Genomic DNA, 12311 nt, shown 5'->3' on the forward strand with positions numbered 1-12311 from the left:
TTTATTCCAGTTTTTCTAAAATAATTCTTTTTCCGGTATTGATTGTTAATTCAAATCGATCGCTTCTTTTTTCCATATAGCTGAAATGATGGTGTACGGAGCATATTTGGTCACCGTTATCGAAAATGATAAAATTCGTTCCTTGACGAATGTCATTCCGATTTAAAAAGGACAAGTGATTATAGCAATAAATACAGTCATAAATGGAAAACTGCATGCTGTTCAATCCGGAAAGGAAGTGCAAAAAGGCGTCATCGTTTAATTCATCCAACAGCAATTCCAACGAATAGACTAGACTTTTTTTTATCCTCAGCTGATCGGAATCATGCAGCATAATCAGCTTCGATTCAGTTTGAACGGCACCGTCACCGGTAAGAATTCCATGGATCCATTGTTGTTGGCGGTAAAGCTGCACTTCTTTTTGTTCAAACAAATCTAAATTGATGGCTTCATCACTTTCGTCATCAAAAAAGATCCATTCTTGACGTATATATTCCACCACTCCTTGTTGATAAGACCGGATTTGTTGTTCCAACAACTGATTCCTGTCCCACTTTCCCATTGATGATTCTCCTGTCGTATTAAACGGATATTTTCATTTATTGACAATTTCCTACCTTTTCATTCATGGAAAAGGACAATGAACATATAACGGGTCCTTTGAATAGAATGATTAGGCAAATATCCATTCTATTTTTTCAAAGGAGGCACTCAACTATGTGCGGGATAACAGGATGGGCAGATTTCAAAAAAAATTTAAGGCCTTTTACGGAACAAATCGTGAATATGACAGAAACATTGCAAAATCGCGGACCTGATCAGACGAATTATTTTCAGCAGGATCATCTATTGTTTGGCCATAAACGGTTGATTGTGGTGGATCCTGATGGTGGCAGGCAGCCCATGACGAAAACACACAACGAAAGAACGTACACGATCATCTACAATGGCGAGTTATATAATACGGAAGATATCAGAAAAGTTCTTTTATCAAAAGGATATGCATTTCAAGGCCACTCTGACACAGAGGTATTACTTACTTCTTTCGTAGAATGGAAAGAAGATTGTTTGGAATACTTAAATGGGATTTTTGCTTTTGCCATATGGGATCATGAGAAGGAGAAGCTGTTTCTTGCGAGGGATCGTGTCGGTGTTAAGCCGCTCTTTTATACTTTAATCGGATCAAGCTTCGTTTTTGGTTCGGAGATAAAAGCGATTTTAGCCCATTCGGATACGAGAGCGGAAATTGACAGAGAAGGATTGGCGGAAGTGATGGGTCTTGGTCCTGCACGAATTCCCGGGTCAGGTGTCTTCCGAAACATAAAAGAATTAAAGCCGGGGCACGCTTTGGCTTTCTCAAAAGAAGGGCTGAACATTTGGCGATATTGGAACGTGAAAAGCGACATTCACCAAGATTCAATGGAAGAAACGATTGAAAAAGTACGCTTCCTCGTTCAAGATGCGGTCACTCGCCAACTCGTATCGGACGTACCGCTTTGTACGTTTTTATCAGGGGGAGTCGATTCCAGCGCCATCACGGCCATTGCTTCACGCTCGTTTAAGGAAAAACGGAAAGGCACTCTTCACACTTATTCCATCGATTATGAAGAGAATGACCAATTTTTTCAAGCCAATGATTTTCAGCCTAATGCAGACGGTCCATGGATTAAACTAGTTTCCGACCATTTAGGGACGATTCACCATAATTGCGTCATCTCACAGGAAACGTTGAAAAATTATTTGCCGGCTGCCGTTCATGCTAGAGATCTTCCGGGAATGGCAGATGTTGATTCTTCTTTGTTATGGTTTTCACAAGAAATTAAAAAAAGTTTTGTCGTCGGGTTATCAGGGGAATGCGCAGACGAAATTTTCGGAGGATATCCTTGGTTTCATCGATCGGACGATTTTAATCGCGAAGGTTTCCCGTGGATGAGAGCAACGAATGAAAGAGAACAGCTGTTAAATGATGAATGGAGGAAAAAATTAAACTTAAAAGAATTTGTGCTCCATCAATATCGAGAAGCGGTGAAAGAGGTTCCTGTTTTAGAAGGGGAAAATTCGATTGATGCGAGAAGAAGGGAATTGTTTTATTTGAATTTGACTTGGTTTATGCCGGTACTTTTGGACAGAAAAGACCGGATGAGTATGGGAGCCAGTCTGGAAGTAAGGGTTCCATACGCTGATCATCGCTTGGTGGAATATGTTTGGAATATTCCGTGGGAAATGAAAATGTACGGCAACAGGGAAAAAGGATTACTTCGTAAAGCGTTGGAAGGGATTTTACCTGAAGAAGTGCTCTATCGTAAAAAGAGCCCGTATCCTAAAACCCATCATCCCGTTTATACAAAAATTGTAAAAGAATGGGTTTCTCAACTGTTGGAGGACCGGTCGAGCATTTTGCATGAACTGTTGGATAAAAAAACATTGGAAGAACTGGTTGAAACAGAAGGAAGGGCTTTTCAAGTGCCATGGTACGGCCAATTAATGACAGGGCCTCAGCTTTTGGCGCATCTCGGTCAAATTCATGTTTGGTTTCAAGATTATCATATTCAAATTGTAGATCGATAACAAAAAATAGAGGGGGCCCGGCTCAGGCAGGCTCCCTTCAATATATTTAGCATCCAAAATAAGAAAGGATCTATATGAAGATCGGTATGATGAATAAAAGCCTTCGACTAGTGCTCTCTAAATTAAAAAATTCAGTTTATGCTGCAAATGATATTGGAGCGAAATCCTTTGGCAACAACGGTTGAAAGAGATTCCTGATTCATGCGGTATTCATTCATTTTTTGGCATCGTTTTTTAGAACGATGTTCAATGGATCAGATGACTTTGTTTGACTTTTTGAACAAAGACTTTGCTTAATCGGTATAGAGGAGCTTTCAATGTCATTCCGAATACGAACATCATCAAACCGTAAATGGACAAGATGAATAGATCCTTTCTTACGATATCCGGCAGCATCCCGCCAACGGATTCCCGCAATAAGCTGATAGCATAAGTAAAAGGCAAAAATGGATGGATCTTTTGAAAAAAAGGCGGGGCAACTTGAATGGGAAACGTTCCGCCTGATGCAGAAATTTGAAAAACAAGCAATATGATTCCTAATGCCTTCCCGACATTGCCAAACATTGAGACCAATGTATAGACGATGAAAATAAAAATTGAGGCGATGAATACACTGAACAGTACGAACATCGTTTTTTCTTTCACAAAAACGTGGAGAATATATAAATCTCCGATTGATACAACGAGGGATTGCAGCAAGGCAATCGTCCAAAAGGTAAGCAAGCGGCCAAAATATACTTGCCAGCTTTTATAGTTTTCGCTGCTGGTAACATCAACGGATAATAACGATATTAACAGCATGGCCCCTACCCAAAATGATAACACTGTATAAAAGGGGGACATGCCGGATCCGTAATTAGGAATAGGAAAGAGGGGATGTTCTTCCAACAGCACCGGTTTCTTGAAAAAATCACTTTCTTTTTCCACATCATTTTTTAACAGCTGAATGATTTGATGGATATTATGTTTTTGCTCAAAATCCCGTATTCTGTTTGCCATTTCTCTTATCTTTCGTTCAGACTCGGGCAAGTGTGTTTGGGCGAAGGAGATCTCTTCTATCCCAAAATGAATCCCCTTCGAAGCATCGGCTGCTATTTTATAGGCATCCGGCAAGCTTGCGTTGGCTTCTTTCAATAACTGGCCGGCATATTGATTGTCCCTGATCGCACGAGAAATAGCGTTTCGAACAGCGGGAACTACGACAGAATCATAGTTCGCCATTAAGTTGGATAAAGTATCAGAAGACTGTTGAGAGAGCTCATCAAGACGCGATAACAGATCAGATCCAGGATTTTCTCCTCTTTTGACTAGATCCAACGCTTCATTGCTTAGACGAATTTCGGTTTGAAACTGACTCTTGACTTGTTGGAGTTTATTGATTATTGGATTCAGTTCTTGCGAATGGCCAAGGTGATTCATGTTTTCCATTACATTTGTCAAACTGTCGATTAAATCGATGCCTCGTTCTAAACGATGCTGTAATTGATCGGCATCCGACTGCAACTTTGAAAGGGAAATGGGCTGGTTTTGAAGTGTGTCGTAAACATCATGCAACGTCATAGCTGTTTGCTCTAGCGTGATCAAATCCTGCTTTATGGTTGGTTCGGATTTCTTTAAAGTGTTTCTAGTAGTTATGAGAAAGGTTGACAGTCCGTTAGAAAACTGCATTCCATCTTTGGTCAACACGGAAACAACCGGCAATGCATTTTGAGCTTTTCGGACAATCGATTGTGCTTTTACGGCATCTTCATAAGCTGTATCCACCGCTTGATGAATTTCCGGAAGCTTTGCTTCTAAGAAAAAAAGAAAATGCTTTAAATGTTCTATTGTACCTAATTCCCTCTCCAATTCTATGCCTAATTGATTAAAAACGGTGAAAAGGGCTTTGCTGGATGTTTTGATAAATTCTTCATTTATATTTTCGACGATCGTGCTTGCTCCCGTTTTCGTCATTTTCGGGGCAATTGCATTCAATTTTTCATTGACCGTAAACTTGATCACGGGTTTTTCGGGTGTTTCCTTTAAAATCGACGTGAGTTTATCGGAAAAATCTTGAGGAATGATAAGGCTGGCATAATAATGGCCTGTTTTTACCCCTTGTAAAGCTTCCTCTTCATCGACAAATCTCCATCCTAAAGCTTGATTTTTTTTCAGTGATTGGACTACTTCATTTCCAACGTTCAAATAGCGACCTTGTAATGTGGTGCCTTTGTCATTATTGGTTATCGCAACCGCAATCCCTTTTGTATGGCCATACGGATCCCAAGACGCCTTAATATTGAACCAAGCATAAAAAGAAGGAAGAATGATAAGAGCCAAAATGATCACAGAAGCAGCCCAGTTTTTCACAATATTTTTAATATCCATGCTGTATATTTGTATGACTTTATTCATCTAACTTCACCAACTGAGAAGGAATATGAACCATCTTTTTTATGTAGGATGGCTGATCGGGGGAATACTTATGCTTTAAACGGCTGAATTTCTTTTAATTATTAAATCCTATTTTTCAAAAACAGAGGAAGAGATAAAAATTTTAAAGTATTTCATCGACACATGAACGACATTTATCGATTTTATGTGAGATTATCTGACAAATCGCTCGTGAGTTTACATAAAAATTGCTTTTAAACACAAACCGTTGAACAGATTACGATTTGGAACGGAAATAAAAATAATTCATTTGAAAATTGATCGTTATATTCTGATTTTATATAATATTAACAATATTTATTGAAATGTTTTGAAAAGGTGAGATTGTCTAATGGATATGCAGTCCGAAATACTTGAGCTTGAACTGGATGCGATTGTAAAAAAATCAAAAGATAATATTGTGATTACAGACGGAAATGGCGTTGTGCTGCGCGCCAGCCCCAATAACTACGCCATTTATGGAAGCAGCACTGATGATTTAATTGGAAAGTCTGTTTATCAGCTTGAAGAAGATCATATTTTTTCTCCTTCCGTTACGATAAAAGTTTTAAACGAGAGGAAAGAAGTGCGCGTCATGCAAAATACAAAAACCGGGCGTTCTGTTATGGCTATCGGTCTTCCCATTTTTGATCGATCGAATGAAATTATTCGGGTAATCAGCTTTTCACATGATTTAACGGAAATCGAACAATTAAAAGAGAAATTTAAACAATTACAAAAAAAGATTGAAAGATATGAAACGGAAATTCAAGAACTTCGAGACAATGAACAAATCGAAGGCAATACTATTCTGAAAAGCAAAGCCATCCAGCAAATCTGGCAGCTCATTAAGCGTGTTGCCAAAACAGATGCTTCGGTTGTCTTTTTAGGTGAATCCGGTGTTGGAAAAACTCACTTTGCTCGTGCACTTCATCAAGCAAGTGAAAGAGCAAATGAAGCTTTTATCGATGTAAACTGCAGTGCGATTCCCGAATCTTTATTTGAGTCTGAGATGTTTGGATATGAACCTGGTTCTTTTACAGGAGCCAGTAAAAAGGGCAAGACGGGGTTAATCGAACTAGCTGATCAAGGGACATTATTTCTTGATGAAATCGGTGAAATTCCTTTATCTATGCAGTCAAAATTGTTAAAAGTGATTCAAGATAAAGAAGTCATTCTAATTGGAGGAGTAAGACCGAAAAAAGTCGATTTCCGTTTAATTACTTCAACCAATCAAAATTTATCGGAAATGATAAAACATGGCTCGTTTCGACAAGATCTTTTTTACAGATTAAGTGTCATCTCGATCACCATACCTCCTTTAAGGGAACGGAAAGAGGATATTGCAATGCTGGCCTATTACTACTTGCAAAAATTCAATGAAAAGTATCGTATGAGAAAATCTCTTCATCCTGCAACGATTGATAAGCTTATTCATTACCACTGGCCGGGAAATGTGCGGGAACTTCAAAATATGATGGAACGCCTTGTGATTACTTCGGAAACCAATATCATCCATCCAGACAATCTACCATCGGACATTCAAATGGATCGTACACAGAAAACAGATTCTTTATTATTGAAAAACATGAAAGGGAAAACTTTACGAGAAGCAATGGAAGAAGTAGAAATTTTGTGGCTAAGACGTGCCGTTAAGCAATGTAAAACAACATACGAAATGGCGGAATTCTTAGGAATCAGCCAATCCAATGTTGTCAGGAAGCTAAAAAAATATCGAATTAAGGCAAAACCATATCAACATTTATAATTCTTTCTCTCGATTGTAAGCAACTTCCACATTCATAGGACATTATCCGAGATCTTTTTCATTTTGATTTCTACAAAAATTTATTGTTCATATAACAAGTTAAAACAGTTCGTCTTTATCGGCATCAAACCTGTGTAATCGGCTCGACAAAATATATCTGTGGGGATGAAAAAAATTTGCACAAAAGAATAGGATCAGAACTAAAAAATTCCCAATCAAACGATTGGGAATAAATAATCTGATTCTTATAACCGGCATATGCTGAAAACGTGATGATGGATGTTTCGCCTTCACCGGAAGTTGACAAATTGGACATCGATCGGAAGATCCGCTTCACGGATGGCAGCGATGATTTTTTGCAGGTCATCTTTGTTTTTACCCGTGATACGGATTTGATCTTCTTGAATTTGTGATTTTACCTTTAAACCTGAATTTTTTACAATTGTGTTTATTTTTTTGGCGTTTTCTTTATCGATCCCTTGTATCAATTTTGCCCGTTGGCGTACTGTACCGCCGGAAGCTCCTTCGATTTTGCCATAATCGATATTTTTAATGGGTACGCCTCGTTTAATTAATTTGCTTAAAAGAACGTCTTTTAATTGATTGAGTTTAAACTCGTCATCTGAGACTAGTACCAGCTCATCTTTTTCAAGCGAAATATCGCTTTTGCTACCTTTAAAATCATAGCGGTTTTGGATTTCTTTTAGTGCAATGTTGATTGCGTTTGTAACTTCCGAAAAATCCACTTTTGATACAATGTCAAACGAATTCTCTTTTGCCATGAAACAACCTCCGACTATAAACGATTTTTTCCATTATAGTAAACAAATTGCAAAATCACAATCAATAAAGGGGGGCCACATCCAGGTGAGAAAAACGCTGGATGCGGCCCCTTTAGCAATCACGACGGTCTGTAAAGACACCATAAGAGAAAGGTCGATCATAAATGATCGGTTTTTTTCGAGTATTGGTTTTTCCCTGCTTCTCGGTTTTTCTCTTCTAAAATGTTCTTTTCTTCACGAGATGCTTGCCGATCTCTTGCTTTTTTGTCATTGTCGGATGTTCTTGGCATGATTTTTCTCCTTCCTTCACATTTTCAGGGATAGTATCACCCAAAAAGTTGATAATATGTGTAACAGGAACGGAGAACGGAATATGTTAGATCTTTAGTGTTGATGACATATTAAAAGTCGCTTTTTCTAAGTTCGTTCAAAAAGAAAATAGCCAAAGTGCCAGGCCCGGCGTGGGAACCGATGGCTCCTCCGATTGAGTGAATGAAAAAATGCCGGCAGCTAAAGCGCTCTTCGATCATTTGTTTTACTTCAAGCGCGGTTTGTTCGTCGTCGCCGTGACTGATTCCAATCATTTGGGATGAAAGATCCGCTCCGCGCTCTTCCATTAAATCAAGCATCCGCTTGAACAGTTTTTTTCGGCCTCGGATTTTTTCGATCGGCACTAATTTTCCGTCCTCCACATGCAGAAGCGGCTTGATATTTAGGAGACCACCTAAGAAAGCGGAGGCCCGGGATAATCTTCCGCCTCTTGCCAGAAAATCTAAATCTTCTACCGTAAAAAGATGCTCCATATGCCGGCAGCGGAATGTGATCTCTTCGACAATGGATTCTTTTGAGGCGCCGCTTTCTAACATTTTAGCGGCTTCGATCACTGCCAGCCCTTGGCCGAGAGACGCACATTTAGAGTCAATAATGGTGAGATCAAGGGATGGATAAGTTTCTTTCACTTGATCCCGGATCATGACCGCCGTTTGATAGGTACCGGATAATTCGGAGGAAAAAGCAATATAAATCCCTGAATCTCCGCTTTCAGCCAGCTCTGTAAAATGCTTCATAAAAACCTCGGGAGAAGGCTGTGAAGTACTGGGAGATGCTCCATTCCGAATCGCATCATGAATGGTTTTGGGATCAATTGAAAGGATATCTTCATATGCCTTGTTTTCTAATTGAACGATCAACGGTATTAACGTAACGGAATGCTCCTGAAAAAAAGAAAGCGGAAGATCACTGCCGCTGTCGGTAAATAAACGAATTGCCATATATAATCACCTACCAATCAAAAGTTGTTAACCTTAGTGTATCTATTCTTTTGCCCCTTGACAATGCTTATGGAAAGAGCATAAGGTGAATAAGTACATCAGGCAAGATCAATCAGGAGGAAACAAAATGGATACCATCAAAATAGGGAATGAGGCAAAAAAAATCGTAATTGTCGTATTCGGTGCTTTTTTAAACGCACTGGCAATGAATTTATTTTTAATTCCAGCAAACGTATATTCTAGCGGTTTTACCGGTATTTCGCAATTATTGTCCAATCTTTTGCAGGAGTTTACGAAGATTCACATTTCGACAGGTATCTTTTTATTGATTTTAAATATTCCGGTGGCCATTTTGGGTTGGAAAAAAGTTGGAAAATCTTTCACCTGTTACAGCTTTCTCTCTGTAGTGTTGATGTCTTTTTTTCTTCAGTTTCTCCCGGTTAAAGCGTTGTCTCATGATATTTTACTGAATGCTGTTTTTGGAGGCGTGATAGCGGCTGTCGGGATCGGTTTGACACTTAAATACGGGGCCTCCACTGGAGGTCTTGATATTATCGCGATGGTCCTTTCCCGCATGAAAGATAAGCCGGTTGGCACTTATTTTTTTCTGATGAATGGGGCTATTGTTTTGACAGCGGGATACGTATTTGGATGGGAAAAAGCGCTTTATACGATTGTTTCTTTATACGTTTCCACCCGAATCATTGATGCGATCCATACTCGATACGCAAAATTGACAGCCATGATTGTCACGGACAAGCCGGAAGAAATGAAACAAGCGATTTACAGAAAACTGGTCAGAGGAATAACGGTTGTTCCGGCGAAAGGGGCTTTTTCCAATAAAGAGAAACAAATGATGATGATCGTGATCACACGCTATGAATTGTACGATTTGAAAAAAATCATTCAAAGTGTCGACCCCAAGGCTTTTACCAATATTGTGGAAACAGCGGAAGTGGTCGGCTTCTTCCGAAAAGACTAAAACATCAAGCTGAATTCCAGACAGTGGAATCTATATGTATCGCCGTTCGCATTATAAACAGCAGCAAATCTTTTCCATAAAATTGGATGAGGAAGAGTTTGGGCCCGTTCAAGCAGGACTGTGATATGAGCCGCTCAAGCAGGCTCCGTCCTGTATGAATGACGGGCCCCTTGCGCGGCTTGAAGGCTGGTATTAAGAAAGGGTGTATTTCGTTAGACAAGTATTGTATTTCCTTGACGTTTTTTAGTTCAGCTGAAAGTTCGTGATGATATCGTAGCTAAATTTCTTCTATGTCATTTCGGAAACTGTTCATTTTTGCGGCTTCTGCTTCGGCATATGTCATATGGTAGGGAATTTTCAACGCATGTTGTTGAACGGAGTTTTTCCCGTCATGGATAAATCGTTTTGATTTATTCCGTTTGCCCATTCGATCCACCCCTTTTTATTGATGAACGAAAATTCGTTCTTTTACATTGTTCCTCATCATCTAGTGCTCCACACACGTACTTTCTCCCTGCCTTTCCAGCTCCTGCATCGTTCGTTCATGGGTGCGAGAATGTTTTTTTGGTCATCATCGATCGGCCTGAGGAATCGCATTTTATGTCATGAATCATTTGCAAAAGTCCCTTTTTTTTACCCACCACTCTGTCAGATTAGGTTGTTTTTAATCTATTCATAAAATTGATTCAACATGACGAACGAAGAAATAAGAAAAATGAAAAAAGTATAGGAAATTTTTGGACTCTCGATTATGATACATAAAGAAAGGGAAGGGAGGATTCGTCAAAATGATGATCGTTCGAAAATACACGAATATGTGAACAATATTCCGGTCTTGCATGTAGTGAAACAATCATTGTTGGATCAAAAAATACCGTTCATCATATTCATCCATGGTTTTCAAAGTGCAAAAGAACATAATCTTCATTACGCTTATTATCTAAGCGAAAAAGGATATCGGGTTGTTTTGCCGGAAGCCTCTTTTCATGGAGAGCGGGAAGAATCCATATCGGAAAGGGAGCTAACGTATCGATTTTGGGACATTGTGGTAAACACCATCCAAGAAATAGAAGCGATTAAAAATCATTATGAACAAAGGATAGATGAGGGCCGGATTGGCGTTGCCGGCACATCTATGGGAGGAATTGTGACTTTAGGAGCTTTAACGCAATATTCTTGGATTAAGGCGGCCGTCAGTTTGATGGGGTCCCCGGTGTATGAGGATTATGCCCGCTGGCAAATCAGCGAAATTCAAAAGCGTGGATACCATATTCCTTTTACGGAAAAGGAACTGGAAAAAACCTTTAATAGGCTGCGGACCTACGATTTAAGCCAGCAGCCGGAAAAACTCAAAGGGCGTCCTTTGATGTTTTGGCACGGAAAAAATGACCCGATCGTTCCTTTTCAAAATGCCTATGATTTTTATTTGTCCAACCGGGATCAATATGAAAATCATCCCGAAGACCTCTTTTTTATGCTGGACGAACAAAGCGGCCATAAAGTGTCTCGTTCCGGAGTATTAAAAACAGTGGAATGGTTTTCCGAAAAACTGTAATCAGAATGAATGATTTGATTACTACCGTAGGTTTTGATTAAAATAGTGTTAAATAACGAAAAAGGAGTGAGGGAAGTGGATGAGGCTTTAAAAGAGAATATTCTCGGTGCACTTGAACAGGTCATCGATCCGGAAATCGGCATTGATGTTGTGAATCTTGGCCTAGTTTATGGTATAGATATGGACGAAGAAGGAAAAGCAACGATCACGATGACTTTGACAGCAATGGGATGTCCGCTTGCTTCCACCATTGTGGATCAAGTGAAATATGCGTTGAGCGATATTCCTGAAATTAAGGATGTCGATGTGAATATCGTTTGGAATCCACCGTGGACAAAAGATCGAATGTCTCGCTACGCTAAAATCGCATTAGGAATTCCTGATTAATCAATAAATCTTTGTATAGTTCCAAAGAAAATCGTTTATAGAAGTGGAACTGATGAGTAAGAATAACCACCTGCGCATTGGTGCGCAGGTGTTTTTTCTGTAAATGAATGAACCATCCGACAAATGATTCGTCCATTATTGTCGTCCTGGCAAAAATATTTGCTCCTTCTATCTAAAGGTTGGGCACCTTTTATATTCATTTTCTCGCATGTGTTTTTTATTAGAAACAACGGAGTAATGATAATGGTTGGAATGGATGACGGAAATAACCGTGTATAGATAATGGCGGGAGGCAAATTCTATGTACAGGCGCAAATATGCGTCAAAAAACAACGTCGTTTATGCGGAGGGGCATGCGTTGGGACAAAAAAGGCAATTTCATCCCGGAGAAAAAGCGCCGAATAACGGAATTTATGTAGAAGTAGGGGATACGGGAAGCAATGTGGTGAATCCAAAGCAAATCAAATTGGCAAAAGGCGACCGATTCCCGGAAAACTCAAATGACGAACGAATATGGACGTATAAACGGAAACCGTAATGTACGACAAGCAAGCCATCCGGAGACGGATGGCTTTACAGTTAAATC

The 12311-nt window shown here is 39.4% G+C and carries 12 protein-coding genes; 6 read left to right on the forward strand and 6 right to left on the reverse strand.

All coding sequences use genetic code 11. From position 1 onward, the window contains the following. Position 1: 1 nt before the first annotated feature. Positions 2 to 562 (reverse strand): DUF2777 family protein, encoded by a 561-nt coding sequence (locus NST81_RS05145; protein WP_048622858.1) that lies wholly within the window; start codon positions 560 to 562, stop codon positions 2 to 4. A 155-nt stretch (positions 563 to 717) separates the two neighbouring features. On the opposite strand from NST81_RS05145, the gene asnB reads away from it, so the two are divergent. After that, the gene (asnB, locus tag NST81_RS05150; protein ID WP_048622859.1) at positions 718 to 2568 is read left to right on the forward strand and encodes an asparagine synthase (glutamine-hydrolyzing); all 1851 of its coding nucleotides are present in this window, start codon (positions 718 to 720) and stop codon (positions 2566 to 2568) included. 246 nt (positions 2569 to 2814) lie between these two features. On the opposite strand, the gene NST81_RS05155 is transcribed toward asnB, so the two are convergent. Next, the gene (locus NST81_RS05155; RefSeq protein ID WP_341028712.1) at positions 2815 to 4962 is read right to left on the reverse strand and encodes a YhgE/Pip domain-containing protein; all 2148 of its coding nucleotides are present in this window, start codon (positions 4960 to 4962) and stop codon (positions 2815 to 2817) included. A 370-nt stretch (positions 4963 to 5332) separates the two neighbouring features. On the opposite strand from NST81_RS05155, the gene NST81_RS05160 reads away from it, so the two are divergent. Next, positions 5333 to 6748 carry a sigma-54 interaction domain-containing protein gene (locus NST81_RS05160; RefSeq protein ID WP_341028713.1) on the forward strand — a complete coding sequence of 472 codons (1416 nt, stop codon included), beginning with the start codon at positions 5333 to 5335 and terminating at the stop codon, positions 6746 to 6748. Positions 6749 to 7038: 290 nt separating this feature from the next. Here NST81_RS05160 and NST81_RS05165 read toward each other — a convergent pair whose 3' ends face one another. The 3 genes from NST81_RS05165 to NST81_RS05175 all read right to left on the reverse strand — a co-directional run bounded on the left by NST81_RS05165 (position 7039) and on the right by NST81_RS05175 (position 8801). Continuing rightward, positions 7039 to 7530, reverse strand: coding sequence for a YajQ family cyclic di-GMP-binding protein (locus tag NST81_RS05165; protein WP_003353710.1), 492 nt, complete (start codon positions 7528 to 7530; stop codon positions 7039 to 7041). Positions 7531 to 7688: 158 nt separating this feature from the next. After that, positions 7689 to 7820 (reverse strand): DUF3941 domain-containing protein, encoded by a 132-nt coding sequence (locus tag NST81_RS05170; protein ID WP_003353709.1) that lies wholly within the window; start codon positions 7818 to 7820, stop codon positions 7689 to 7691. A 111-nt stretch (positions 7821 to 7931) separates the two neighbouring features. Continuing rightward, the gene (locus NST81_RS05175; RefSeq protein WP_327804931.1) at positions 7932 to 8801 is read right to left on the reverse strand and encodes a DegV family protein; all 870 of its coding nucleotides are present in this window, start codon (positions 8799 to 8801) and stop codon (positions 7932 to 7934) included. Positions 8802 to 8928: 127 nt separating this feature from the next. On the opposite strand from NST81_RS05175, the gene NST81_RS05180 reads away from it, so the two are divergent. Further along, on the forward strand, positions 8929 to 9783 hold the full coding sequence (locus tag NST81_RS05180) for a YitT family protein (RefSeq protein WP_341028720.1): 855 nt from the start codon (positions 8929 to 8931) through the stop codon (positions 9781 to 9783). Positions 9784 to 10060: 277 nt separating this feature from the next. Here the strand turns inward: NST81_RS05180 and NST81_RS05185 are convergent, their stop codons facing one another. After that, on the reverse strand, positions 10061 to 10210 hold the full coding sequence (locus tag NST81_RS05185) for a hypothetical protein (RefSeq protein ID WP_341028721.1): 150 nt from the start codon (positions 10208 to 10210) through the stop codon (positions 10061 to 10063). A gap of 324 nt (positions 10211 to 10534) precedes the next feature. Between NST81_RS05185 and NST81_RS05190 the strand changes: the two genes are divergently transcribed. From NST81_RS05190 to NST81_RS05200, 3 genes are all read left to right on the forward strand, one after another. Continuing rightward, complete coding sequence (locus NST81_RS05190; protein WP_341028723.1) at positions 10535 to 11338, forward strand: alpha/beta fold hydrolase; 804 nt, start codon at positions 10535 to 10537, stop codon at positions 11336 to 11338. Positions 11339 to 11413: 75 nt separating this feature from the next. Beyond that, complete coding sequence (locus tag NST81_RS05195) at positions 11414 to 11725, forward strand: metal-sulfur cluster assembly factor (RefSeq protein WP_048622864.1); 312 nt, start codon at positions 11414 to 11416, stop codon at positions 11723 to 11725. Between the two features lie 358 nt (positions 11726 to 12083). Continuing rightward, complete coding sequence (locus NST81_RS05200) at positions 12084 to 12263, forward strand: YjzC family protein (RefSeq protein WP_040341183.1); 180 nt, start codon at positions 12084 to 12086, stop codon at positions 12261 to 12263. The last annotated feature ends 48 nt before the right edge of the window (positions 12264 to 12311 follow it).

The organism is Bacillus sp. FSL W8-0223, assembly GCF_038006805.1.
GTDB classification, from domain to species: domain Bacteria; phylum Bacillota; class Bacilli; order Bacillales; family DSM-4216; genus Bacillus_O; species Bacillus_O smithii.